The sequence below is a fragment of the Ruegeria sp. BHSC026 genome (assembly GCF_059613065.1).
In genome coordinates this window covers 268,225-294,080 of sequence record NZ_JBXWRV010000001.1, presented here as the reverse complement: position 1 = coordinate 294,080, position 25,856 = coordinate 268,225, and the positions used below count along the sequence as shown (strand labels likewise).

Here is a 25,856-nt window from a genome sequence, read left to right as displayed (position 1 = left end):
GAAAACTTGAGGCCATGAGCAGGATCCTTTTCGCACTCGCCCTGATCTGGGCGCTGACCGGCGCGGTATGGGCGCAGGACTTCAATGCCTTGGCGCGTGTCCTGCCCGAGCAGAGCCGGATCATCGACGATGACGGCGCGGGCGTACAGGTCCAACTGGGGCTGAGCCAGGGCGTGCCATATCGCATCTTCACCCTTCAAGACCCGTACCGGATGGTGATCGACTTCAAGGAAGTCGACTGGAGCGGGTTGAACCGCGAGGCCTTCCTGCAGACCCGGCGCATCAGCGCGGTTCGGTTCGGGGCCTATGTGCCCGGCTGGTCGCGTCTGGTGCTGGAACTTGGGGCGCCGCTGGCTGTGGACCGGGCCGCGATGCGTGTCGATCCGGCCTCGGGCGCGGCGGTGTTGACCCTGAACCTGAAAGGCACCGATTTCGAAAGCTTCGCCGCAAGCGCGGGCGCGCCGCACACGCCCGGATGGGATCTGCCGCCCCCGGCCGATCTGCCGGCGCTGCGCGGCGCGGATGACCGACGGGCGCTGCGGGTGATGCTTGACCCGGGCCATGGCGGCATCGACCCCGGCGCCGAGGCGGGCGGAACCAACGAAAAGACCTTGATGCTGACCTTCGCCCGCGAACTGCGCGAGGAACTGCTGCGCGCGGGCGGGTTCGAAGTGGTCCTGACGCGGGCCGACGATTATTTCGTCTCGCTGGAACGGCGGATCGCGCTGGCGCATCGCGCCGCAGCCGATGTCTTCATCTCGCTGCATGCCGACGCGCTGTCCGAGGGGCAGGCCCACGGCGCCACGATCTATGTCCTGTCCAACGAGGCCTCGGACGTGGCCAGCCGCAAACTGGCCGAGCGGCACGACCGCGACGACCTGATCGCCGGCGTTGATCTGAGCGGCTCGGACGACCAGATCGCCGACGTTCTGCTGGACATGGCCCGGCAAGAGACCCAGCCCCGCACCGAGGCGCTGGCGCAGACGCTGGCCAACGGCATGGCGCAACAGGGCGGGCCGATGAACCGGCGCCCTGTCCGTCGGGCCTCGTTTTCGGTACTCAAGGCCGCCGACATCCCGTCGGTTCTGGTCGAACTTGGGTTCTTGTCCAGCCCCAGAGATCTGAAAAACCTGAAAAATCCCGAATGGCGATCCACCATGGCGCGCGGCATCCGTCAGGGGCTTCAGGCTTGGCGGCAGCAAGATCTGGCCCGCCGCGACCTGATTGGGCAGTGACCCTGCGGCGCAAAACGGCTAGTATCGGCGCGGGTGCTTTGACCCTTGTGTGCAGCGGCACTATATAGGCGGCACCGCGAACAAAAGGCAGCAACGTGATCCGGTTCATTCTTTCGATTTTCGGGGCGATCTTCAGCCTCGTGACGCTTGGTATCTTCATGGCGGCGCTGGTGATCGGCGCGGTGTTCTGGATGTACGGCCGTGACCTGCCCAGCCACGAGTCGTTGGCCCAGTACAAGCCGCCCACCATCAGCCGCATCTATTCGGGCGAAGGCCACCTGATTGACGAATTCGCCCAGGAGCGCCGCCTGTTCACCCCGTCCGAGGAAATCCCCGACCTGGTCAAGCAGGCCTTCATCTCGGCCGAGGACAAGAATTTCTACACCCACCAAGGCTATGACCCGCGCGGCATCATCGCCGCCGCGGTCGAGGCGGTGAAGTCCAAGGGCGAAAACGTTCGCGGGGCCTCGACCATCACCCAGCAGGTGATGAAGAACTTCCTTCTGTCGGGCGACCGCCGGGCCGAGCGCAAGATCAAGGAAATCATCCTTGCCACCCGCCTGGAAGAGACGCTGGACAAGGAACAGATCCTCGAGCTTTATCTCAACGAGATCTTCCTGGGCCAGAACTCCTACGGCGTGACCGCTGCCGCGCAGACCTATTTCAACAAGACCTTGCAGGAACTGGCCCCGCATGAGGCGGCGACGCTGGCGGCGATGCCCAAGGCGCCGTCGGACTATCACCCGGTCCGGCAGAAGGATCGCCTGCTGGCGCGGCGCAACTATGTGCTGCGCGAAATGTACCAGAACGGGTACATCGACAAGGCGACCTATGAGACCGAAGTGGCGCAACCGCTGCGCTCGGTCCAGAACGGCGATTTCGAAAGCTTCCGCACCGCGCTGCCGCCGCGCGACTATTTCACCGACGAGATCCGCCGTCAGCTGAGCGAGGATTTCGGCGAGGGCGAATTTTTTACCGGCGGTTTCACCGTCCGCGCCTCGGTGGACGAAGAGATGCAGGTCGAAGCCGCACTTGCCCTGCGCGAGGCCTTGCAGAAATACGACCGGTCGCGCGGGAAATGGCGCGGAACCGGCCTGACCATCCCCGAGGAAATATTGGCCGACGAGGCACAATGGCGCGCAGAGCTGGCCAAACTGGAGGTTCCGCGCGACGTGGTGCTGCCCACGCCGTGGTATCCGGCGGTGGTGCTGGACGTTGCCGACCAGCAACTGACCGTGGGGGTCGAAAACGGTCCGGCCGACGGCATCATCCCGCGCAGCGACATCAAGTGGATGCAGGGCGATTTCCGCGCCAATTTCAAGCGCGGCGACGTGATCCTTGTGGTAGCCGCCGAAGACGGCCAGTGGTCGGCCCGCCAGATCCCCGAGGTTCAGGGCGGATTTGTCGCGATGGACGTGAACTCGGGCCGCGTTCTGGCGATACAGGGCGGGTTCTCGTACCAGGACTCGGTGTTCAACCGCGCCACCCAGGCGCTGCGCCAGCCCGGTTCGGCCTTCAAGCCCTTCGTCTATGCCGCCGCGCTCGACAGCGGCTACAGCCCGGCGACCATCGTGGTGGATGCGCCCATCGAGGTGAATACGCCGCAGGGTCTGTGGACCCCCAAGAACTCGACCAACAAGTTCTATGGCCCCACGCCGCTGCGCACCGGGATCGAGCAGTCGCGGAACCTGATGACCATCCGCTTGGCACAGGAGGTTTCGATGCCCGTGGTCGCAGGTTATGCGGAACGGTTTGGCGTGTACGACAACATGGGCCCCTACCTGGCCAACGCGCTGGGGGCCGAGGAGACGACGCTCTACAAGATGGTTGCGGCCTATGCGATGTTCGCCAACGGTGGCGAGCGGGTCAAACCCACCCTGGTCGACCGGATCCAGGACCGGTTTGGCAAGACGATCTATCGGCATGATGATCGTCAATGCCTCGATTGCAATTCCAGCTGGCTGGAACCCGATGCGGCCCCCACCATCGTCGACGACCGCGAGCAGGTGATGGACCCGATCACCGCCTATCAGCTGACCTCGATGATGAAGGGCGTGGTGGATCGCGGTACCGCGTCGCGTGTGGTCAACCTGCCGGTTCCGACGGCTGGCAAGACCGGTACGACCAACGAATCCAAGGACGCCTGGTTCATCGGCTTCACCTCGAATATCGTGGCCGGCTGCTATATCGGCTATGACCGTCCGCGTCCGATGGGGCGGGGGGCCTATGGCGGCACGCTGTGCGGGCCGGTCTTCCAGAGCTTCATGGAAAAGGCAGTCGCGAAATACGGCGGCGGCCCGTTCGAAGTGCCCCCGGGCGGCCATTTCATCAAGATCGACCGGTTCAGCGGCGCGCGGCTGCCGGAAGATGCGACCGGCGATTACGTCGTAGCCGAATATTTCCGCGATGGCGTCGATGGGTTCATCGACCGCGTGTATGATGGCGGTTTCGCGATGGGGTCTGACCTGCCTCTGTTCGAGGAGGTCACGAGCGGAGGCCGTCAGGTTCGGACATCGACCGGCGAAACGGTCATCGTGGGGCCGAAGGCCAGCCAGGGCGATCTGCAGGGCGGCGGACTTTACTGATCTGCCGCCGAGCGCGGGAAAGCTGTGCAAACCCGCGCGGGTCATCTTGTGGTGGCCTGAACCTCTTGCTATCACGCAGGCCTGATTGAGCAAGTTGGGACCTGACCATGCGCGCCGAAATCCAGAACATCGTGGCCGAGATCCAAAAATCGCTGGAGCTGCTGGCCCAGCGTATGGACTATGAAACCGCGCCGCACCGGCTGGAGGAGTTCAACGCCCGCGTCGAGGACCCCAACCTGTGGGACAACCCCGAAAACGCGCAGAAGCTGATGCGCGAACGGCAGGTTCTGGTCGATGCGATCGAGACCTACGAGTCGATCAAGACCGATTTGAACGACAATGTCGAACTGATCGAACTGGGTGAGATGGAAGACGACGAAGAAGTCGTCAAGGATGCCGAAGAGGCCCTGAAAAAGCTGCGCGACAAAGCGGCCGAAAAAGAGCTGGAGGCGCTGCTGGACGGCGAGGCCGATGCCAATGACACCTTCCTTGAAATCAACGCGGGCGCCGGGGGCACCGAAAGCTGCGACTGGGCCTCGATGTTGGCGCGGATGTATGTCCGCTGGGCCGAGAAGAAGGGTTACAAGGTCGAGCTGCAGTCGGAAACCCCGGGCGAAGAGGCGGGGATCAAGTCGGCGGCCTACAAGATCTCGGGCCACAACGCCTATGGCTGGCTGAAGTCCGAAAGCGGCGTGCACCGGCTGGTGCGCATCTCGCCCTATGACTCGGCGGCCAAGCGGCACACGTCATTCAGCTCGGTCTGGGTCTATCCGGTGGTGGACGACAATATCGAGATCGAAGTGAACCCGGCTGACATCCGCGTCGATACCTATCGCTCGTCCGGCGCGGGCGGTCAGCACGTCAATACGACGGATTCGGCGGTTCGGATCACCCACATCCCGACCGGCATCGTGGTGACCAGTTCGGAAAAGTCGCAGCACCAGAACCGCGACATCGCCATGAAGGCGCTGAAATCGCGCCTGTACCAGTTGGAGCTGGACCGTCGCAACGCCGAGATCAACGCCGCGCACGAGGCCAAGGGCGACGCGGGCTGGGGCAACCAGATCCGGTCCTACGTTCTGCAGCCCTATCAGATGGTCAAGGACCTGCGCACGGGTTACGAGACCTCGGACACCAAGGGTGTTCTGGACGGTGATCTGGATGGGTTCATGGCGGCCACGCTGGCGATGAACGTTTCGGGCAAAAGCCGGGCCGAGGCGCAGTCGGACGCCTGATTGCGCACGGGGCGGGTGGCACACCGACAAAAGATACATACAAAACACCGGGTTTAAATACGATCCGTCCATCGCTAGGCTGAGTTCGATCATAGCCTGGACGTAACCCCATGACCCCAATCGAAACTTCGGCCGTCGAACTGCTGAGCAAGCTGCGCGCGGGGCAGGTTTCGGCCGTCGAAGTGATGCGCGCGACGCTGGACCGGATCGCGCGGGTCAACGACCGGGTCAACGCCATCGTGGCACTGCAGGATGAAGATGCACTGATGGCGCAGGCGCAGGCGGCCGACGGCCATGCCCGGCATGGCCCGCTGCACGGTCTGCCAATGGCGGTCAAGGATCTGGTGAACGTGGCGGGCATTCCTTCGACCCAGGGTTCGCCCCTGTTTCGCGGCCATGTGCCCGATGCCGACGACCTCATCGCGGCCCGACTGCGCGCGGCAGGCGCGATCCTGATCGGCAAGACCAACACGCCGGAATTCGGTCTGGGGTCGCATACGTTCAACCCGGTCTATGGCGCAACCCGCAACCCCTATGACCTGACGCGCAGTTGCGGCGGGTCTTCGGGCGGGGCGGCGGTCGCCTTGGCCACGGGAATGCTGGCGCTGGCCGATGGGTCCGACATGATGGGCAGCCTGCGCAACCCGGCCGCCTGGAACAATGTCTATGGCTTCCGCCCGACCTGGGGCCGCGTCCCGTCCGAGCCGGTGGGCGATCTGTATCTTCATCAACTTTCGACGCTGGGTCCGATGGCGCGCAGCCCAGAGGATATCGGGCTGCTGCTGGACGTGATGTCGGGCGCGGACCCGCGCCAGCCCCTGTCGTTCGACAGCGATCCGGTCTCGCCCGTGCCGGTCAGAAGCCTTGAGGACATGCGCATCGGCTGGCTGGGTGACTGGGGCGGGGCCTTCCCAACGGAAGACGGCATTCTGCCGCTGTGCGCGCGCGAGTTGACGCTGTTTGCCCAGTTGGGCGCAACGGTCGAGGAGGTACCGCCCCCCTTCGATGCCGAACGGATCTGGGAGTCCTGGATCACGCTGCGCTCGTTCAGCGTGGCGGCCGGGCTGCAACCCCTGGCCGACCGCAAACACGCCCTGAAGGACAGTGCCCTATGGGAGCTCGAGCGCGGGCTGGCCCTGACCGCGATGCAACTGCAGGCCGCCAGCGTGACCCGGTCAGACTGGCACCGGCGGGCGGTCGCGCTGTTTTCCGAATATGACGCGCTGGTGCTGCCAGCAGCGCAGGTCTGGCCGTTTCCGGTGGACTGGCCGTATCCGCGCCGCATCGCCGGGGTCGAGATGGACAGCTATCACCGTTGGATGCAGGTGGTGACACCGGTCAGCCTGCTGGGGCTGCCCTGCCTGTCGATTCCGGCCGGATTCGGGCCGGGGGGGCTGCCGATGGGGATGCAGCTGTTCGGCCCGCGGGGCAGCGATGCCCGACTGCTGTCGATCGGGGCCGCCTATCATGCGGTTACGCATTGGCCGCAGAAACGGCCGCCCGAGATTTGAAGGAACTGGGAGGACAGACGGAACATGGACAGGCCATTCGGAGTTCCAAAGTTGAAACCCGCCAGCCGCGAAATGCTTCGCACGGCGCTGCGCCGGGGCTGGCAGGACTATTGCCGCGCGCCGATCTTCGGCCTGCTGTTCGCGGGGTTCTACGTTCTAGTGGGTTGGCTGATGGCATGGATCACGGTGCAGACGGGCACCTCGTACTGGCTGGTGCTGGCCGCGATCGGGTTTCCGCTGTTGGGGCCGTTTGCAGCGGTGGGGCTATACGAGGTCTCGCACCGGCTGGAACAGGGCGCGCCGCTGGATTTCGGCGCCATCTTCGGCGTGGTGATCCAGCAGAGCCGCCGACAGCTGCCGTCGATTTGCGCCATCATCGTTGTGATCTTCTTGTTCTGGTTCTTTCTGGGCCACATGATCTTCGCCCTGTTCATGGGCCTGTCGACCATGACCAACGTGTCCTCGTCGCTCGAGGTGTTCCTTACTGCGAACGGGTTGACCATGCTGGCCGTCGGAACCGTGGTCGGAGCGCTTTTCGCGATCCTGCTCTACATGATCTCGGTGCTGTCGATTCCGATGCTGCTGGATCGTGAACTGGATTTCGTGACGGCGATGATTTCCAGCTATGCCTATGTCGCAGTGAACAAGCGTGTGATGCTCGGGTGGGGGGCGTTCATCGCCGTCACCACCTTCATCGCCATGATCCCGTGGTTTCTGGGCCTGCTGATCGTGCTGCCGCTGTTCGGCCATGCCAGCTGGCACCTGTACCGGCAGATCACGGGGGATAGTGACGGTGAAGAAACCGCCCCGACCTGATCGGTGCGGTCACTGCTGCGGAACCTCGCGCCCCATGTCGATCAGCCGCTGGCGCAGCCAGGCGGCGGCCGGCAGACCGGCCTCGAGCGCATGCACATAGGCGTGGGTCAGGAAGAACGCTGCTGCATCCGCATCGCTCTGCGCGTCTGCGGCCTGTTCATACAGGGCCGCCAAGGCCCGGATGTCGCCAGCCGCATGTGCGTTCAGCAGACGGTCGTCCAGTGCGCTCATTCGGCGGCAGGCCTATCGCGGCGCGCGATCAGCCGCTGTGCGACCCAGTCATGGAACAGATGCGTCGGCCCGTCCATCGCCGGTGAGAAATGCCCTCCGTCGAAACCGGGGGCCGCGCGACCGCGCTGCATGCCTTCGACCACGAACACGTCTTCCTCGAACACCAGTTTCCACTGCTCGGTGTTGCGCGCGCGCAGGTCGGCATCTGTGTCCGGCGACGCATAGAACAGATGGATATGTTCCGATGTACGGTCCTGCGCCTCGGGGCGCAGGATGATGGCAAAGGCGTGGTCGCGATGCACGCCCAGCAAAACGTTGGGAAAGGCGGCGATGTATTCGGCGGCCGTGTCCCACTTGGCGCTCAGCCCCGGAAAATCGGGGAAGGTGCGGCCGTCCTCGCCGGTCAACTGGCGATAGACAAGGGTACCCTGGCCGGAAAACAGGCCGGGCTCCTGGATGTGATAGTGGTCCTCCAGCCGGGAATAGCTGTTCAACCCGGGATGCACCCAGGGCAGGTGATAGCTTTCGCAGTAATTCTCGACCGCCAGCTTCCAGTTGCAGTTCACGTCCAGCCGGAAGGCGCTGTCGGGGCCGCCATGGTACAGCGGCTGGTCGAACTCGGCCCATCGTTCGATCAGCTTGGCGTTGGCATCCTCGAAGGCCGGAGCGGTTCCCGAGACGTTGATCCAGACCACCTCGCGCCAGATATGGCTGCGCACCTCGATCAGGCCCAGTTCGGACCGGTTCATCGCGTCATGCGCGTTCTGGCCCGGCCCGCCCACATGCGGGGTCGCCACCAGGCGACCCTCGGTCGAATAGCACCAGCTGTGATAGGGGCAGCGGATCGCGCCTTCGATCTTGCGCGGTTCGGCCACCAGGATCATGCCACGGTGGCGGCAGATGTTCTGGAACACCCGTACCTGGCCCGACCGGTCGCGCAGCAGCAGCAGGGGGATGCCGAGAAACTCGATCGGGACCGCGTCGCCCGGTTCGGGCACGTCGGCGGTTACGGCCAGTCCGGACCAGCCGTCCAGCAGCAGGGCCTGGCTCTCCTCGGCGTGCAGCCGGGGGTCGGTATAGTGCGCGTTGGGCAGGCCCAGCGCGGTTTCGATGCTTTGGCGAACGGCAGACAGATCGGTCAGTGTGCTGGCCATGTGGTCCTCCTCGGTTGCCACCCAGCCTAAGCAGTCCCACCGCCGGCCCGCTGTCATGTCCGCGACCCGGGTTTTTCTCACAACGACATGTTGGCGGCCTGCCGGGGTGGTCAGGACCGGGCCAGCCGCGCGACCCCGAGGGCCGCCTTCAGATCTTGCCCCAGGAACCGCAGTTCCAACTTTCGGCAGTCGGAGGCGCTTGCGCCTAGCCTGACGCTGTATCCGGTGCGTACCGACGCGGCCGGAGTGGTTGCGTCCGCAAGAACGTAGAAACGGGTGCCGATGGTATCGCGATGCGCCATCATGATTTGTGTCGTCGTGCCTGAGCGGAAGGCCAAGCCGCGCAGTTCGCGCGAAGCCGGTGTCGCACCCGGCGTGACGGGGTCGAAGGCGCGTACGGTCGCGTGGCTGCCCTGGTTCCGGGCAAACAGCAACAGATGGCAGGTGTGCCGCGGCTCTGCGGGATGGGTTTCGATGACATGATGAAACCCGCTGCACAGCAGGGTTTCCTCCCGTTTTATTTGGCCCGTCGCGAAAAACTTCAGCAGGGACGGAGGCAGCGGCGCCGACTCGGTTTTCGGTATTTCGGAAAGGGGGGTAAGAAGGATGCGGGCATCAATCCCGAAAAAGCGGCAGATCCGGTCCAGCACATCAGGCCGTGGAAAGCTTTCGCCAGACAGATATCGATTGAACTGAGTGCGATTGATGCCCAGACGGCGGCAGACCTCGGACACCGAGGGATAGCCGCTGACCAGCTGCCGGAGGTTTGCGCCAAGCATTGTGCGCAATTCTTCTGGTGTGCGTGCTTTATGGCCCATGCCTTGTCCAGTCATGGCCTATGGCAACGCAACACGACTGTGCCGACACAGCGTCAGCCGTCGGCCTGAACCGGAATATCGCATAATTTTCCCCAAGAGCTTTCCTGTCGGAAAGAACCGACGCTAGGCTAATGCCTTATAGGCCAAAGGCAATAGGCATTTGGCGATTTTGCACAAACTATTTGGGAAAACCGGTCAGATGACACTGACCGGCGACAGTCTCGAGTGGATATGGAGACAAGCGGCCCCCCTTGCGCGGGGGCGACGACCCGTCAGCTGCCGCGCAGCAGGGCGGCCACGCCGGTCCGGGCGATTTCCATCAGTCCAAGCGGGCGCATCAGGTCGGCAAAGGCGTCGATTTTTTCGGGTGTGCCGGTAATCTCGAAGATGAAGGAATTCAAGGTGCTGTCCACCACGTTGGCTCGAAAGATGTCGGCCAGGCGCAGCGCCTCGACGCGCTTTTCGCCTTCGCCCACGACTTTGATGATCGCCAGTTCTCGCTCGACCGAGGGGCCTTCGACGGTCAGGTCATGCACGTCGTGCACAGAAACGATCCGGCCCAGCTGCGCCTTGATCTGCTCGATCACCTGCGGTGTGCCGGTGGTCACGATGGTGATACGGCTGAGGTGGCCAGTGTGGTCGACCTCGGCCACGGTCAGGCTTTCGATGTTGTAGCCACGTCCGGAAAACAGCCCGATCACGCGCGCCAGGACGCCGGGTTCGTTTTCGACCAGAACGGCGATCGTGTGGCGCTCCTGCACGTCCGAAAACGTCGGGCGCAGGTTATAGGCCGAATGGCGGGTAGAGCCTTTTTTAATATGTAGGGCAGACATTTATGTCCCTTTCTTCAACTTTCGTGCGCCGGAAGGTCCGGCCGGGTGCGGTGGGAGCGATCAGACCAGTACCGAGCCCTTGGAGTCGATCACACCCTGTGTTTCGGCCTCACCCAGCAGCATCTCGTTATGCGCCTTGCCCGACGGGATCATGGGGAAGCAGTTCTCGTGCTTTTCGACCAGACAGTCAAAGATCACCGGACCGTCGTAATTGATCATCTCCATGATCGCGTCATCCAGATCGGCCGGGTCCGAGCACATGATTCCCTTGGCCCCGAAGGCTTCGGCCAGCTTGACGAAATCGGGCAGGGCCTCGGACCAGGAATGCGAGTAGCGTTCGCCGTGCAGCAGCTCCTGCCACTGGCGCACCATGCCCAGGCGTTCGTTGTTCAGGATGAACTGTTTCACCGGCAGGCGGTATTGGACGGCGGTGCCCATCTCCTGCATGTTCATCAGCCAGCTGGCCTCGCCCGCGACGTTGATCACCAGCGCGTCGGGATGCGCCATCTGCACCCCGATCGAGGCCGGGAAGCCATAGCCCATGGTGCCCAAACCGCCCGAGGTCATCCAGCGGTTGGGGTCTTCGAACCCAAGGAACTGCGCGGCCCACATCTGGTGCTGGCCCACTTCTGTACAGACGTAGCGGTCAAGGTCCTTGGTCAGTGCCTCAAGTCGCTGCAGCGCGTATTGCGGTTTGATCGACTTTTCGCTGTTCGTGTAGGCAAGGCAGTTCACCTTGCGCCAGTCCGAGATCTGGGCCTGCCATTTGGTGACGGCCGCGGCGTTGGTCTTGCGCCCGCGCGCCTTCCACACTTTCAGCACGTCTTCCAGAACATGCGCCACGTCGCCCACGATTGGGATGTCCACTCGGATCACCTTGTTGATCGAGGACGGGTCGATATCGATATGCGCCTTTTTCGACTTGGGCGAGAACGCGTCGATGCGCCCGGTGATCCGGTCGTCGAACCGGGCGCCGACATTGATCATCAGGTCACAGTCATGCATGGCCATGTTCGCCTCGTACAGGCCGTGCATGCCCAGCATTCCGATCCAGTTCTTGCCCGATGCGGGGTAGGCGCCCAGACCCATCAGGGTCGAGGTGATGGGGAAGCCGGTCGCGTCCACCAGCTCGCGCAGCAGTTGGCTGGCGGCAGGGCCCGAATTGATCACGCCGCCGCCGGTATAGAACACGGGCTTCTTGGCGGTTTCGATGGCAGCGACCAGTTCGGTGATCGCGTCCAGATCGCCCTTGACCGCCGGCTGATAATGCGAGGTCGAGGGTTTCGGCGCGGTATAGGTGCCGGTCGCGAACTGCACGTCCTTGGGAATGTCGATCAGCACCGGGCCGGGGCGGCCGGCAGTGGCGACGTGAAACGCCTCGTGCAGGGTTGCGGCCAGCGAATTGGTGTCCTTGACCAGCCAGTTGTGCTTGGTGCAGGGGCGGGTGATGCCCACCGTGTCGGCCTCCTGGAACGCGTCCGAACCGATCATGAAGGTCGGCACCTGGCCGGTCAGAACCACGATCGGGATCGAATCCATCAGCGCATCGGTCAGGCCGGTCACCGCGTTGGTCGCGCCGGGGCCCGAGGTCACCAGCGCGACGCCGGGCTTCCCGGTCGACCGGGCATAGCCTTCGGCGGCATGGACCGCGCCCTGTTCATGCCGCACGAGGATGTGACGGATGTCGTTCTGCAGAAAGATCTCGTCATAGATCGGCAGGACGGCGCCGCCGGGATACCCGAATACCGTGTCCACGCCCTGATCCTTGAGGGCCTGGACCACCATCTTTGCGCCGGTCATCTCACGTGTCATCTGCTTTGCTCCGTTCGCGACATGTGTCTTGCGTTTGACATAAAAAAGCCCCCGAAGTTTCGGAGGCGCATGGGTTCGATTATGGTGTACCGTTACCGGCCCATGCGCGTGGTTCCTACGATTACGACTAGCGTTTTCATCGCCAGAGGCTCCTTTTTGCGTGCAGGGACATTATGGGTGGGGGGACGGGGCGTCAACAGGCAATCTGGCCAATTTCCTGTCTCTGAGGTCGAATTTTGCGACATTTTATTGCGCAGATTGACGCATGGCCGGAATTTCCGCGAATGGTGCCGCGGGCAAGGGTTCCGAAGTCAGAAAGCGGCAGGTCGATGTCTGAAATGGGCATGAGCCGCACGCGCCGCCGGGTCAGGCTGAACCGGAAAGTGCAAGGACGGAGGCGCGCATGCTTGTGGATCTGGTGGACCTGGGCCGTTATCCGATCGACCGGCCGGACTCGGCGGCCTACCAGCGGCTGATCGCGGATATCCGGCGCGAGCTTGACGCGGACGGGTGCGCGGTGCTGCCCGGTTTCGTGCATGACGGTGGTCTGGCGCAGTTGCTGGCCGAGGCCGAGGCCGTCGCCCCGCGCGCGCATCGCAGTTTCAACCGCACCAACCCCTATTTCACCCGAGACGACCCCCGGTTCGGCATCCGCCACCCGATCCGACGGTTCTATGACCGGTCGAACGCATTTGTACCGGCCGACAATTTCCCCGAGACCGGCCCGTTGCGGCGTATCTATGAATATGATGGCTTTCTGCCCTTTATCCGCGCGGCCCTGAACGAACCCCAGGATCGGTTCTTTCGCTATGACGATCCTCTGGCCGACGTGATCATCAACGTGGTCGAGGAAGGGCAGGGGTTCCCCTGGCATTTCGATACCAACAACTTCACCGTGACTCTGGCGATCCAGAATGCCGAATGGGGCGGGGCGTTCGAATACGCGCCCAACCTGCGCACGCCTGAACACGAGAATTTCGACAAAGTGGCCGCGATCCTCGACGGTGACATGAGCGCTGTCCGGCAACTGGAACTTCAGCCTGGTGACCTGCAGATATTTCGCGGCCGCTACTCGCTGCACCGGGTTGCGCCGGTCAGCGGCCCTTGGCCGCGCTATGTGGGTATCTTTTCCTTCGTTGAGGCAGAGGGGATGTGTGGCGGCATAGAGCGGACAAAACAGCTGTACGGCCGGGTGCTGCCGCATCACCTTGCGCGCGCGGGGCGGCGGGCTGACCGTCTGTTGGACTGACCCGCGTCAGTACCCGACGCCGGTGCCCTGCAGCACACCATGTTCCAGCGCATAGCGCGTCAGGCCGGCGGTCGAGGAAATGCCCAGTTTGCGCTTGATGTTCTTGCGGTGGGTTTCGACCGTGCGGACCGAGATGTCCAGCGTCTGGGCCACTTCCTTGTTCGACTTGCCCTGCGCCAGTTCCAGCAGGATCGTCTGCTCGCGCCCGGTCAGCGCTTCGCGGGTGCTGTCGCCCTTGGGCTCCAGTGAGCCGCTGGCCCCGGTGCACAGATAGCGCTCGCCGCGCATCACCGCATCGATGGCCTGTTTGATCTCGTCGGTCGGCACATCCTTGAGGATGTATCCCTTGGCGCCATGGCTCAGCGCAGTCGAGATGTATTCGGGGCTGTCATGCATCGACAGGATCAGGATTCGGGTCTGGGGCAGGCGTTCCAGAATGATCTCGGTGGCGCTCAGCCCGCCCGTGCCGGGCATGTTCAGATCCATCAGAATCACGTCGGGCCGCAGATCCGGGGCCAAGTCGATTGCTTCCTGCCCGTTGCCCAGGGTGCCGACCACGTTAATGTCGTCATAGCTTTCAAGGATCGACTGGATGCCCTCGGCAACCATCGGATGATCGTCGACGATCAGGACTCGGGTCGTGTCTGTCATCAGGAACCGGCCTTTCTTTTGGGTGTCGCGTCTTCCTGCGGCGGCAGCAGGTGGCTCAGCGGCAGGCTGACCTCGATCACCGTTCCGCTCTGCGCGCCGCGTGATGACAGAATGCGCAGGGTCCCGTCAAGCTGTTCGATCCGCTCCTGCATGTTGCGCAGGCCGATCCCGGTGCTGATCTGGCCCGGCCGGCTGCGCAACCCGCTCCCGTTGTCGGTGATGCGCATCGTGGCGCCTCGCTTGTGGCCGCGCAGGTCGATCGTCACCCGCGTCGCGCCGGAATGGCGTTCGACATTGGTCAGCGCCTCTTGCGCGATTCGGTAGAGCGCGATCTTGCTGTCATGGTCCAGACGGTTGCGGAACACGACGGTGGAAAACTCGGTCTCGATCCCCGTGCGTTCGCGGAAATCGTCGGTCAGCGCCTTGAGCGCGGGGCCGAGGCCCAGATCGTCCAGAACACCGGGGCGCAGGTCGCGGCTGATGCGGCGCACCTCGGTGATGGCGGTGCCCAGATTGTCGATCCCCTTGTCCAGCGGCACCCGCGCACCGTCATGATCGCCTTTTGCGAGGCGCCGGCGCGCATTGTCCAGCGCATAGCGCACTCCGACCAGAATCTGGCTGATCCCGTCATGCAATTCGCGCGCTACGCGGCCGCGCTCTTCCTCCTGGGCGTCGATGACCCGCTTGGTCAACTCTTTCAGCTTGGCATCCGCGAGGCGACGTTCGCGGATGTTCAGCAGCATCCCCGAGGCAAAGACGATCAGCACCGCCGCCAGAACGATGCCGCCGATATAAAGGAAGGTGCGCTGCACGCGCGCCTCGACCTCGGCGCGGGCATTGGCGACGGTGGCAACGATGTCGTCGATGAACACGCCGGTGCCCACGGCCCAGCGCCAGTCCTGCAGGCCGACCACATAGGCGATCATCATCGCCTCTTCCCCGGTCGAGGGCTTTTGCCACATGAAGCTGTGCCAGCCCGCGCCCTGCCGGGCCAGCCGGATGAACTCGTCCACCACGGGCACGCCGTTGCTGTCGGTCAGACCTTCCCAGTTGCGGTTGATGAACTCGGTCTGGCGGGGGCTGACCAGGTTGTTGCCGTCATAGTCATAGACGAAAAAGAACCCGTCCTTGCCGTAGATCATCGCCGACAGGATCTGGGCGACGGTCTTCTTGGCCTCTTCGTCATCGGGGGCGGCGCGGCCGTAGATATAGGCAAAGCCGTTGCGCGCCTGGGTGACATAATTGCGCAGTTCCTGCTTCTTGGCCTCGATCAGGCGACGCTCCAGCGCCTGTATCTCACGCTCGGCCGTGGCGCGGGATTCGATGGCCACCATCAGCGCGATTGCCGCCACCGCCAGCACCAGCGGGATGGCCGCGACCAGTGACAGTTTCTGCGCATAAGTCAGCGAGAACAGAGATCGAAGTTTCCCCATGGACGAATCGATACGCAAGCCGCGGCGCAAATGCAAAGAGATTGGGCATCTTTCGCCGTTCCGGGCCCGAAAGTCACGCGGACGATAGCGGTAACAGCCGGTTTTGCCATCATGCCGGATCAAAAAATCGCGGGCTCTACGCAGTAGTAGGTATTCACTTTCAAGCGGCCTTGATTAACGTGTCGACACTCGAAGCGACTGGTCCGGGTGCGCCCGGGCCGTGAATGAATGAAGGGGAGGATCACCTGATATGGATCGTCGCAAGTTTCTGAAGACATCGGCACTGGGCGGCTCGGCCGCGGCGGCAACCGCACTGGCGGCACCGGCCTACGCGCAGGGCAAGCGCACGCTGACCATGGTTACCTCGTGGGGCCGCGGTCTGGCGGGCGTGTTCGACAGCGCCCAGCGCTGCGCCGACAGCATCACCGCAATGTCCGACGGCAACCTGACCGTCGACATCAAGGCCGCGGGAGAACTGGTCGGTGCGTTCGAAGTGTTCGACGCCGTGTCGTCGGGCCAGGCCGACATGTACCACGCCGCCGACTATTACTTCGTCGGTCAGCACCCGGCCTATGCCTTCTTCACCGCGGTTCCGTTCGGCATGACCGCGCAGGAACTGGTGAACTGGTATTACTTCGATGGCGGCATGGAACTGCATGACGAGCTGGGTCAGATCTTCGGCCTGAAGTCGTTCCTGGCCGGCAACACCGGCGCGCAGGCCGGCGGCTGGTTCTCGAAAGAGATCAACAGCCCCGAGGACTTCAACGGTCTGAAGTTCCGTATGCCGGGCCTGGGCGGCAAGGCGCTGGGCAAGCTGGGCGCATCGGTCCAGAACATTCCGGGTTCGGAAGTGTACCAGGCGCTGTCGTCCGGCGCGATCGACGGCACCGAGTGGATCGGTCCCTGGGCCGACGAAAAGGCCGGCTTCCAGGAGATCACCAAGATCTACTACACCGCTGGCTTCCACGAGCCGGGCGCGGGCCTGTCGCTGGCAACCAACCGCGAAGTGTTCGAAAGCCTGTCGCCGGCGCACCAGAAGATCATCGAGATCGCGGCCGCCGAAGCGCACCAGTGGAACCTGGCGCAGTTCCTGGCCAACAACGGTGCGGCGCTGCAGCGTCTGCAGGCCGGTGGCGTGAAGGTCATGGAATTCCCCGACAGCGTTTGGGATGCCTTCGGCAAGGCCAGCCAGGACGTTCTGGCCGAGAACATGGGCGACGAGCTGTTCAAGAAGGTCCATGACAGCGCAATGGCGTCGATGAAGGCCTCTTCGTCGTGGCTGAACATGTCGTCGGGCGTCTACACCGCGCAGCGCGACCGCGTTCTGGGCTAACTGGCCAACTGGCAATCATTCGGTTTCCCCGCCTCGCGCGGGGAAGCCATTTCTGTTGCAGGTGCGCGGATCGGTCAAATTCCGGTATAATCAGCATCGCAACTGACGGGACCTGGGGACATCATGCAGGACGAAAACGGTATCTCGTTCTTCGGCGCCCTGTGGAACGGACTGCTCTGGTTCGTTCAAAACATCGCCGAAGCCTTCTATAATTTCGGATACGCGATCACGCATCCGCAGCTGTGGCTGGACTGGTCGAACAAAGAAGCGATCATGCGCTTCGTCTATTATGGCGGATCGGTCGAGTTCTTCTTCGTGGTCTTCACAGGCTTTCTGGTGATGACGGCCATCGGCATCTATCACCGGAATTTCATGTGGGGCATGGTGCGCGTTTTGGAAGGGTTCGCCAACACGACGGGGCGTTTCTTTGCCTGGGCGGGCCTGCTGATGGTGATCCAGCAAATCGTCATCGTATTCATGCAGCGTGTATTCGCGCGGCCTGACATGGCGTTTGGTCTGGGTATCCCGTTCCAGATGGATATCAGCTGGTATGCCGAAGAACTGAAGCTGTACAACGCGCTCGTCGTCTGCCTGTGCTGCACCTACACCTTCGTGCAGGGCGGCCACGTCCGCGTGGACCTCGTATATGCCGGCATCTCGCACCGGGCCAAGCGCGTGGTCGACATGCTGGGCTCTATTCTGTTCATGATGCCCATCGCCGTGCTGACCTGGATGTATGGCTGGTACTTCATGTGGCGTCACCTGATCGTGCCGAAGCCCTCGGCCAGCGACACGCTGGACCGGCTGGTGATGAAATCCCGCGCGCTGCGCTGGAACGTCGAAACCATCGGCTTCAGCCCCAACGGCTTCAATGCCTACTTCCTGTTCAAGATCCTGCTTGTGGCCTTTGCCGCGATGGTGTTCCTGCACGCGATCGCGTTCTTCTACCGGTCCTATCTCGAATATGTCGAAGGCCCGGAAAGCGCTGGAAAATACCTCGACAAGGACAGCCTTGGCGAGGGTGAAGAAGCCTACGAAGGCACACATTAAGGACGGAGACCAAGACAATGCTATTCGGACTTGATGGCGTCGAGATAGGCCTCATTATCGTATTCCTCTGCCTGTTTGGCGGAATTCTCAGCGGCTTTCCGGTGGCGTTTGCCATCGGCGGGGCCGGCATCATCTCTTTCGGGATCATCGCCGCGCTGGACAGCGCCGGATTGCTGATCCACCAGGCGATCGACACAAGCTCGCAAGCCTATCGGGACATCGTGAATTCGGGTGTGAAACCCGATGTGATATCCGTGTTCCGATACCCGGACCTGCCAAGGATCGCCGAGCCGGTCTTTGTTCAGGGTTGGGAAACCGCGTTGGACCGCAACGTGTCCTTCATCGTGAACCGTATCAACGAACGAGTTCTGGCCGGTCAGTCGATCGAGACTCTGCTGGCGGTGCTGATGTTCGTGCTGATGGGCATCACGCTGGAACGCTCGAAAATCGCCAACGATCTGCTGACCACGATGGCGCGCGTCTTTGGCCCGCTGCCGGGTGGTCTGGCGGTGTCGATCGTGGTTGTGGGGGCATTCCTTGCGGCCTCGACCGGGATTGTCGGCGCGACCGTGGTGACGATGGGCCTGCTGGCCCTGCCGACCATGCTGCGCAACAACTACTCGCCAGAGCTGGCGACGGGTGTGATCGCGGCCTCGGGCACGCTGGGGCAGATCATTCCGCCCTCGATCGTGATCGTTCTGCTGGGCACGCTGGCGGGTGACCTGTATTCGACGGCGCAGGAGACCCGCGCAGTCGAAGCGGGCTGTACCGACGCGCTGACCTATCTGGGCGAGCCGGCCGTGGTTTCGGTGGGGACGCTGTTTCAGGCGGCGTTGCTGCCGGGGATCATGCTGGCGCTGCTTTATGCGCTCTACGCATTTGGCTACGCGTTGTTGAACCCGCACAAGGCGCCTGCGGTCGAACTGTCGGGTGGCAGCGGCGAGCCGATCACGCGTTCGGAAGGGCTGACCTGGCTGCTGGGTGCTCCGGTCGCTCTGATCGTGGGCGCGGTGCTGCTCGGCAACCTGGGCGTCATCGGCAGCCAGAATATCACGGTTTCGGGATTCTCGGATATCGGTGAGGCAGCCACGCTGCGTACCAACGTGTCCGAAGAGTGCAAGGCCTCGATGATCGAACTGCACGGTCAGGAAGCCTGGGACAAGGCCGTGGCCGAGCAGGAAGCCATCGACGCTGCCGGCGGCGTGTCCGAGTCGCAGCGGCTGAGTGAGGAAGAGCTGGCTGCCGCGCGTGAAGCCAAGATCGCCGCCGCCGCGCCGATCGGCACCGGTGTTGCCGTGATTGTCGTGCTGCTGGGGCTGACGCTGGTGATGGGCCGGGGCATCGCACCGTCGCAATCGCCGCAGCCGCTGATCGTGGGGGCAATCGGGCTTGTCCTGATGCTGCTGGTCGATGTGCTGCTGATCGCGCCGACCACCTCGTCGGGGGCCACGTTCCTGCTGTTGGCGCTGCCGTTCGCACTGGCAATGTATGGCTGCAAAGCCGCGGCTGCGCGCTGTGCCACCAATGATCTGATCCGCGTGGTGTTCCCGCCGCTGGTTCTGATCATCGCGGTTCTGGGCTCGATCCTGGGCGGCGTGACCAACCCGACGCCGGCGGCGGCGCTGGGGGCGGGCGGGGCCATCATGCTGGCGGCCTATCGCAAGCTGCAGGACCAGGGGCGGTCGGGCAAGGTGATCATCTGGTCGACCTTCGCAGTCATCATCTGCCTGCTGCTGGGCGTGAACTTTGACCTGCGCATCAATCAGGGTGGCGTCTCGGTCGAGAGCTGGATCGCCTTCATCCTGGCCTATGCTGCCTATCTGTACGCGCTGTTCGGCCTGCTGTTCGCGTGCTGGGTTCTGTTCACAAGCGGCGTGCTCACACCGGTGGTGCGGGAAACCGCCAAGGTGACCTCGATGGTCTTCACCATCCTGATCGGCTCGCAGCTGCTGAACCTCGTGGTGATCTCGTTCGGCGGGGAGCACTATATCCAGCAGTTCCTGAAGAGCTTCGACAACGAATTCACGGTCTTCCTGATCGTGATGTTGGTGCTGTTCATCCTGGGCTTCGTGCTGGACTTCCTCGAGATCATCTACATCGTGATCCCGATCGTGGGGCCGGTGATCTATGGCGGGTCGTTCGATCCGAAATGGGTGACGATCATGGTGGCGGTGAACCTGCAGACCTCGTTCCTGACGCCGCCATTCGGGTTCGCGCTGTTCTATCTGCGCGGCGTGGCGCCGAAAGAGGTGACGACGGGCCATATCTACCGCGGGATCATCCCCTTCGTGCTGATCCAGGTGGTGGGCATCGCGATCCTGTGGTTCTTCCCGTCGATCGTGACCATCGTTCCGGACCTGATCCCGAACTGACAGGTCTTGGCGTTCTCAAATTGAAAAGGGGGCCGCGTGGCCCCCTTTGCTTTGGCACCGGCTGACGCCGGTTGTCAGGTGAACTGGATCAGGTCACAGCGGTTTCCGAACGGGCCCTGCCAAACGGCAACAATGCATAGGGTTCGTGGCGCGACTCCTCCTCGAACAGAACGCCCTTGGCCCGCATGTCCGCGTGATCGCGGGCGAAATCATCGGTGGCTAGGAAGAAGCCCACCCGGTCGCCGGTCTGGTTGCCGATGGCGGCCTGCCGATCGGCCCCATCGGCCTTGGCCAGCACCAGCCCAGCGCCGCCGCCGGGCGGGGTGACGAGAACCCAGCGTTTGCCGTCGCCCAGTTCGACATCCTGGGTCAGTCGAAAGCGCAGCGTCCGGGTGTGGAACGCGATCGCGTCCTCATAGTCCGGCACCACCAGGGTGACGGCTTGCAAGGTTTGCTGCATGGATGTTCAACCCTTGGTCGGGTGTCGGTCGGGAAGCTGGATGCTTGCGACTTGTTCGGCAATCGGAGCGGCCGCCAGCGGATGGTGTTCGCTGTTCGAGAAGGCCGAGGGGTCGCTGACCGATTGCCACCTGTTGCCCAAATAGACTTCCAGGCCCGCGAACTTGGCCTTGTACCCCATCTTGGGGCTGCCCGGCACCCAATAGCCCAGATAGACATAGGGCAGGCCGGCCTCGCGCGCGATATCGATATGGTCGAGGATCATGTAGGTGCCCAGAGAGTTCTGCGGCTGATCGGGGTCGTAGAAGGAGTAGACCATGCTCAGCCCGTCATCCAGGACGTCGGTCAGGCTGACGGCGATCAGGTTGCCGGTTTCCGGGTCGGCATATTCCACCACGCGGCTGCGGATCGGGGTTTCCTCGATCATCGCAGCAAATTCGAACACGTCCATATCGGCCATTCCGCCATCTGCGTGACGCGCATCGAGATAGCGCCGGAACAGTTCGTACTGGTCATCGGTGGCCCAGGGCGAGGTTGCACGCCGCTGGAGATGCGCGTTGCGTCGCGCCGCGCGTTTCTGGCTTTTGCTCGGGTGGAACACCGACACGTCGATCCGCGCCGAAAGGCAGGCGGCGCAATCGGCGCAGGATGGCCGGTACAGTACGTTCTGCGAGCGCCTGAATCCCTGTTGCGACAAGGCGTTGTTCAGATGATCGGCACCTTCACCCTGAAGCGCGGTGAACAGCTTGCGCTCAACCCTGCCCTCGAGATAGGGGCAGGGTTGTGGTGCAGTCACATAGAACTGCGGCGCAATCGGCAGCGTGTGTCGCATGAAGGCCCCGTGTTTCCTCGGGGATGATGATAGCAACGCAAATCCGGGTCGCCAAGTCCCTGAAACGGTTGGGTTCAGGCGCGCTGGTTCAGCATGACGGTGCCCAAGAAGGCATCGGTCAGGCCCTGGTTGCGGGCGCTGGTCAGCATCATGATGACCGAGATGATCTGCAGGATCGGGAAGGCCATGCTGACGAAATACCCCGCAGTGTGGGCCACGGCCTTGCCGGTGTCCATCCGTTCGCCGAAGGCGTCGCGCAGCTCGATTCCCATGAATCGCATGCCCAGCGTGGCAGAGCCGTTGGCGATGGTGACCACCCGGTAGACAAAGCTGACCACTGCGTAGATCAGCGCAAGCACGAAAAGCCCCATGCCAAAGGTCAGCAGAATGGCGACCGTGCATAGCAGCGAGATGAAGGCGATGTCGAACAGCCAGGCGAAGAAACGTTTGATCGCCACCGATTGATAGAATTCTGGCTGGCGGTCGGGATCAGGCAGGTGGGTCATTGCAGGTTCCGAATATCCGTTGGGGCGCCCTGTCCCTAAACCGGGGCAGGGCCAGTGTCCATCAGGCGGTTTCGCCTTTGTCGTCCGCATCGTTGGCGCGGGCGCGCTCGTCCATGAACTGGTCGAACTCGGCCTTGTCCTTGGCCTCGCGCAGGCGGCGCAGGAAGGCTTCAAAGTCCTGCTGCTCGCGCTCTAGCCGGGCCAGGGTATCGGCCTTGTAGGCATCGAACGCGCTGTTGCCCGAGGGCTTCATCGCGCTCATGTGGCTGTGCCACGAATGGCGGCGGCTGCAGGATTTGCTGAACATACGTTTGCTCCAGATCATGTAGGCGAGAAGGGCCAGCCCGACGGGCCAGAAGAAGATGAAACCAAGGACCATGGCGGCGATCCAGGCGCCTTTGCCTTTGTCGTCCAGCCAGGTTTCGGTGCGGTGCAGCCATCCCGGGTTGCGGGGGACGGCGGATTCGGACAATGCGGTCATGTGGGCTCTCCTGGGTTGATGTAAAACGCTTTCACATTGATGTAGATGGGGGCGTGCGGCCGGGTTGCAAGGGATCAATGTGAAAAAGATTTACATTTTTGCGGGTCCGTGCGGATCTTCCCCGCAGGGCCGCTTTGCCCCATTGACCTTGGCGGACGGCAATGTGCACCTTGCGCGCATGAGCGAAGCCCTGTCCATCACCCGTGTTCCGCGCGCCTATGACCCCGATCTGGGGCGCGAAGCCGTTGCTGCCGTGCCCGATCTGACGTCTGAACAGTCCGAGTTGATCCTGGGCGCCGCTGGCAGCAGCCCCTATCTGAACGGTCTGATCCAGCGCGAAGGCGACTGGCTGGCGCAGGCCTTGCGGGACCCGCAGCAGGCGATGGAACGCGTCATGTCAAAGGCCCGTGCCCTGCCGCCCGACCAGTTGAAGCCCGGTTTGCGGCTGGCCAAGCGCCGCGTCGCGTTGCTGACCGCGCTGGCCGATCTGTCGGGCGCATGGCCGTTGGAACAGGTCACCGGCGCGTTGACCGACTTTGCGGCGCTTGCCGTGGACATCGCGGCCAAGGCCGAGATCGCGGCGCTGATCCGGCGCAAGAAACTGCCCGGCATGACCGAAGACGACGTCGAGACCGCCGCCGGGATGGTGATCCTGGCGATGGGCAAGATGGGCGCGCACGAGTTGAACTACAGCTCGGATATCGACCTGATCGTGCTGTTTGACGAAACCCGGTACGATCCCGACGATTTCTATGAGGCGCGACAGGGCATGGTGCGGGCGACGCGCAATTTCTGCGCCACACTCAGCGACAAGACGGCCGATGGTTACGTGTTCCGCACCGATCTGCGCCTGCGCCCCGATCCCGCGGTCACCCCTGTCTGCATGGCGACCGAGGCGGCCGAGCGCTATTACGAAAGCCTGGGCCGTACATGGGAGCGTGCAGCCTATATCAAAGCCCGCCCTTGCGCCGGTGACATCGCCGCCGGGCAGCGGTTTCTGGAAACCCTGCGGCCCTTTGTCTGGCGCCGCCATCTGGATTTCGCCGCCATCCAGGACGCCCACGACATGCGCCTGCGCATCCGCGAGAACAAGGGCACCGGGGGGGCTCTGACGATCCCCGGCCATGACATGAAGCTGGGGCAGGGCGGCATTCGCGAAATCGAGTTCTTTACACAGACCCGGCAGTTGATCGCCGGGGGCCGTGACCCCGATCTGCGGGTGTGCGGCACGGTTCCGGGACTGGCGGCGCTGGCGGCAAAGGGCTGGGTACCGCAGGACGCGGCCGACAAGCTGACCGACCACTACCGCGCCCATCGCGAGGTCGAACACCGCATCCAGATGGTGCATGATGCGCAGACCCACAAGGTGCCGCAATCGCCCGACGGGATCGAGCGCATCGCCTGCCTGATGGGCACCACCAGCGCCGAGCTGACGGCCGATCTGACCCGCCGCCTGAGCGAGGTGCACGAGCTGACCGAGGGCTTTTTCGCGCCCGGCGCCGGCCCCGCGCCGACCGCAGCGCCCCCGGTCGCGTTCGACGCCGGCGTTCTGGCCCGGTGGACAACCTATCCCGCGCTGCGCTCGCAAAGGGGCGCGCGCATTTTCGAGCGGCTCAAGCCCGAACTGCTGGCACGGCTGGCCAAGACCGCCCGCCCCGACGAGGCGCTGCTGGCGCTGGATGGGTTTCTGGCCGGCTTGCCCGCCGGTGTTCAGCTGTTTTCCCTGTTCGAAGCCAACCCGCATCTGACCGACCTTCTGGTCGATATCGTCGGCACCTCGCACGCGCTTGCGTCGCACCTGTCGCGCAATGCGCAGGTGTTCGACGCGGTGATCGGCGGCAGCTTCTTTGCCGAGTGGCCCGGTCAGGCCGCGCTCCGGCAAGAACTGGCTGCGGCCCTGTCCGCCGAGACCGACTATGAATCCCAGCTGGACCTGGCCCGACGCTGGTGCAAGGAATGGCATTTCCGCATCGGCGTGCATCACCTGCGCGGCCTGATCGACGGGCTTGAGGCCGGTCGGCAATATGCCGAGCTGGCCCAGGCCGTGATCGCCGCGATCCTGCCTTGTGTCGAGCATCAGTTCGCGCGAAAGCACGGGCCGGCGCCGGGCAGGGGCGCGGCGGTACTGGGCATGGGGTCGCTGGGGGCGGGCCGGATCAACTCGCAATCCGATCTGGACATGATCGTGATCTATGACCCGCAGGGCGAGGAGATGTCGGATGGCCCGCGGTCCCTGGCCACGCGTACCTACTACGCGCGTTTCACCCAGGCGCTGATCACCGCGCTGTCCGCGCCCATGTCGCAGGGACGTCTGTACGAGGTCGACATGCGCCTGCGCCCCTCGGGAAATCAGGGTCCGGTGGCGACAAGCTGGGCCAGCTTCACCCATTACCAGCAGAAGGAAGCCTGGGTGTGGGAACATCTGGCCCTGACCCGCGCCCGCGTGGTCGCGGGCGAGCCCGGGCTGGCCCGCGACATCGAGGCCTTCCGCTCCGACTTCATCGCGCGCCCGCGGGACGCGGGGCATGTCCTGCGCGAAGTCTCGGAAATGCGTGCGCGTTTGGCGGCAGCCAAGTCTCCCGCCGGGATCTGGGACGTCAAGAATGGGCCCGGCCGCCTGCTGGACATCGAACTGATGGCCGAGGCCGGGGCCTTGCTGGCGGGCTCGGCGGAACGCGATGTGGCCTCGGGCCTGCAGGGCGCCGTCGCTGCGGGGCTGCTTGAGGTCGCTCAGGCGCAGGTCTTGTGCGAGGCCTATGACCTATTCTGGCAGGTGCAATGCGCCGCGCGGCTGCTGTCGGGCAAGGTGATCGAGGCCGACAAGATCGGGCAGGGGGGCACGGCCTTTCTGTGCCGGGCCACCGGGTTCGAGCAGGTCGAACAGTTGCAGGCCGCATTGCAGGAAAACTATGCTGCCGCCGCCGCCATCCTAAGCGCGGTGATCGAGGAGGGACGCGATGCCGCGCAGTGACGACCCCAACGACCCCAAGGGCCTGATCCGCGAGGCCTATCGCATCGAGGGCATCGCCTTGCCCGAATGCCGCAGTATCTTTCTGGACTGGGCGCTCAGCCTGCCGGACGGGCGCGACCAGAAGCAGGCGCTGACCGAGTTGCACGCTTTCTATGCCGCGCGCGATGCCGATCATCCCATGACACAGGTCTTGCGCGAAGGGCTGGATACCGCGCAGGCCCCGCGCCGGCGCGGCGGTTGGCGTGCCCGGCCACGGTGACCCAATCGGGGCTTTCCTGCCCGCGCAATC

General features: G+C 63.6%; 20 protein-coding genes and 2 pseudogenes. 11 read left to right on the top strand and 11 right to left on the bottom strand.

Annotated elements, in window-relative coordinates; genetic code table 11:
* The first annotated feature begins 14 nt into the window (after positions 1 to 14).
* The 5 genes from AC2FME_RS01460 (at position 15) to AC2FME_RS01440 (ending at position 7,382) form a co-directional block, all read left to right on the top strand.
* Complete coding sequence (locus AC2FME_RS01460) at positions 15 to 1,235, top strand: N-acetylmuramoyl-L-alanine amidase (protein ID WP_496711469.1); 1,221 nt, start codon at positions 15 to 17, stop codon at positions 1,233 to 1,235.
* Positions 1,236 to 1,330: 95 nt separating this feature from the next.
* Entirely contained in the window at positions 1,331 to 3,820 is a 2,490-nt protein-coding gene (locus AC2FME_RS01455; protein ID WP_496686418.1) for a penicillin-binding protein 1A, read from the top strand.
* A 107-nt stretch (positions 3,821 to 3,927) separates the two neighbouring features.
* On the top strand, positions 3,928 to 5,055 hold the full coding sequence (prfB, locus tag AC2FME_RS01450; protein WP_496799419.1) for a peptide chain release factor 2: 1,128 nt from the start codon (positions 3,928 to 3,930) through the stop codon (positions 5,053 to 5,055).
* Between the two features lie 110 nt (positions 5,056 to 5,165).
* Positions 5,166 to 6,566, top strand: a complete 1,401-nt coding sequence (locus AC2FME_RS01445; protein ID WP_496799418.1) for an amidase — start codon at positions 5,166 to 5,168, stop codon at positions 6,564 to 6,566.
* A 24-nt stretch (positions 6,567 to 6,590) separates the two neighbouring features.
* Entirely contained in the window at positions 6,591 to 7,382 is a 792-nt protein-coding gene (locus AC2FME_RS01440) for a DUF2189 domain-containing protein (RefSeq protein ID WP_496796054.1), read from the top strand.
* 9 nt (positions 7,383 to 7,391) lie between these two features.
* Here the strand turns inward: AC2FME_RS01440 and AC2FME_RS01435 are convergent, their stop codons facing one another.
* From AC2FME_RS01435 to AC2FME_RS01415, 5 genes and pseudogenes are all read right to left on the bottom strand, one after another.
* A complete protein-coding gene (locus AC2FME_RS01435) occupies positions 7,392 to 7,613 on the bottom strand; it encodes a hypothetical protein (RefSeq protein WP_496740751.1) in 222 nt (73 codons plus the stop codon).
* Complete coding sequence (locus AC2FME_RS01430) at positions 7,610 to 8,767, bottom strand: aromatic ring-hydroxylating oxygenase subunit alpha (RefSeq protein WP_496799417.1); 1,158 nt, start codon at positions 8,765 to 8,767, stop codon at positions 7,610 to 7,612. The genes AC2FME_RS01435 and AC2FME_RS01430 overlap by 4 nt, the downstream gene beginning before the upstream one ends.
* A gap of 589 nt (positions 8,768 to 9,356) precedes the next feature.
* Positions 9,357 to 9,546: pseudogene (locus AC2FME_RS01425) on the bottom strand (helix-turn-helix domain-containing protein); the annotation flags it as partial.
* A 311-nt stretch (positions 9,547 to 9,857) separates the two neighbouring features.
* Positions 9,858 to 10,418 (bottom strand): acetolactate synthase small subunit, encoded by a 561-nt coding sequence (gene ilvN, locus AC2FME_RS01420; RefSeq protein ID WP_496684483.1) that lies wholly within the window; start codon positions 10,416 to 10,418, stop codon positions 9,858 to 9,860.
* Between the two features lie 60 nt (positions 10,419 to 10,478).
* Positions 10,479 to 12,230, bottom strand: a complete 1,752-nt coding sequence (locus AC2FME_RS01415; protein ID WP_496799416.1) for an acetolactate synthase 3 large subunit — start codon at positions 12,228 to 12,230, stop codon at positions 10,479 to 10,481.
* A gap of 403 nt (positions 12,231 to 12,633) precedes the next feature.
* On the opposite strand from AC2FME_RS01415, the gene AC2FME_RS01410 reads away from it, so the two are divergent.
* Positions 12,634 to 13,479: a HalD/BesD family halogenase gene (locus AC2FME_RS01410; protein WP_496799415.1), complete on the top strand. Its 846-nt coding sequence runs from the start codon at positions 12,634 to 12,636 to the stop codon at positions 13,477 to 13,479.
* 6 nt (positions 13,480 to 13,485) lie between these two features.
* Here the strand turns inward: AC2FME_RS01410 and AC2FME_RS01405 are convergent, their stop codons facing one another.
* Together AC2FME_RS01405 and AC2FME_RS01400 are read right to left on the bottom strand one after the other, a co-directional pair.
* A complete protein-coding gene (locus AC2FME_RS01405; protein ID WP_496684491.1) occupies positions 13,486 to 14,130 on the bottom strand; it encodes a response regulator transcription factor in 645 nt (214 codons plus the stop codon).
* Positions 14,130 to 15,563: a cache domain-containing protein gene (locus AC2FME_RS01400; RefSeq protein ID WP_496799414.1), complete on the bottom strand. Its 1,434-nt coding sequence runs from the start codon at positions 15,561 to 15,563 to the stop codon at positions 14,130 to 14,132. The genes AC2FME_RS01405 and AC2FME_RS01400 overlap by 1 nt, the downstream gene beginning before the upstream one ends.
* Positions 15,564 to 15,813: 250 nt before the next feature.
* Between AC2FME_RS01400 and AC2FME_RS01395 the strand changes: the two genes are divergently transcribed.
* From AC2FME_RS01395 to AC2FME_RS01385, 3 genes are all read left to right on the top strand, one after another.
* A complete protein-coding gene (locus AC2FME_RS01395; protein WP_496711782.1) occupies positions 15,814 to 16,896 on the top strand; it encodes a TRAP transporter substrate-binding protein in 1,083 nt (360 codons plus the stop codon).
* Positions 16,897 to 17,019: 123 nt separating this feature from the next.
* Complete coding sequence (locus tag AC2FME_RS01390) at positions 17,020 to 17,946, top strand: TRAP transporter small permease subunit (protein ID WP_496799413.1); 927 nt, start codon at positions 17,020 to 17,022, stop codon at positions 17,944 to 17,946.
* A 17-nt stretch (positions 17,947 to 17,963) separates the two neighbouring features.
* Positions 17,964 to 20,318: a TRAP transporter large permease subunit gene (locus AC2FME_RS01385; RefSeq protein WP_496799412.1), complete on the top strand. Its 2,355-nt coding sequence runs from the start codon at positions 17,964 to 17,966 to the stop codon at positions 20,316 to 20,318.
* 74 nt (positions 20,319 to 20,392) lie between these two features.
* Here the strand turns inward: AC2FME_RS01385 and AC2FME_RS01380 are convergent.
* The 4 genes and pseudogenes from AC2FME_RS01380 to AC2FME_RS01365 form a co-directional block, all read right to left on the bottom strand.
* Positions 20,393 to 20,778, bottom strand: a pseudogene (locus AC2FME_RS01380) (VOC family protein).
* Between the two features lie 6 nt (positions 20,779 to 20,784).
* Complete coding sequence (locus AC2FME_RS01375; RefSeq protein ID WP_496799411.1) at positions 20,785 to 21,609, bottom strand: arginyltransferase; 825 nt, start codon at positions 21,607 to 21,609, stop codon at positions 20,785 to 20,787.
* 74 nt (positions 21,610 to 21,683) lie between these two features.
* Positions 21,684 to 22,115 (bottom strand): RDD family protein, encoded by a 432-nt coding sequence (locus AC2FME_RS01370; protein WP_496683890.1) that lies wholly within the window; start codon positions 22,113 to 22,115, stop codon positions 21,684 to 21,686.
* 61 nt (positions 22,116 to 22,176) lie between these two features.
* The gene (locus AC2FME_RS01365; protein ID WP_496683893.1) at positions 22,177 to 22,596 is read right to left on the bottom strand and encodes a DUF2852 domain-containing protein; all 420 of its coding nucleotides are present in this window, start codon (positions 22,594 to 22,596) and stop codon (positions 22,177 to 22,179) included.
* Positions 22,597 to 22,774: 178 nt separating this feature from the next.
* On the opposite strand from AC2FME_RS01365, the gene glnE reads away from it, so the two are divergent.
* Positions 22,775 to 25,567: a bifunctional [glutamate--ammonia ligase]-adenylyl-L-tyrosine phosphorylase/[glutamate--ammonia-ligase] adenylyltransferase gene (glnE, locus tag AC2FME_RS01360; RefSeq protein WP_496799410.1), complete on the top strand. Its 2,793-nt coding sequence runs from the start codon at positions 22,775 to 22,777 to the stop codon at positions 25,565 to 25,567.
* On the top strand, positions 25,554 to 25,826 hold the full coding sequence (locus tag AC2FME_RS01355) for a hypothetical protein (protein WP_496683899.1): 273 nt from the start codon (positions 25,554 to 25,556) through the stop codon (positions 25,824 to 25,826). Before glnE ends, AC2FME_RS01355 begins: the two co-directional genes overlap by 14 nt.
* Positions 25,827 to 25,856: the final 30 nt, after the last annotated feature.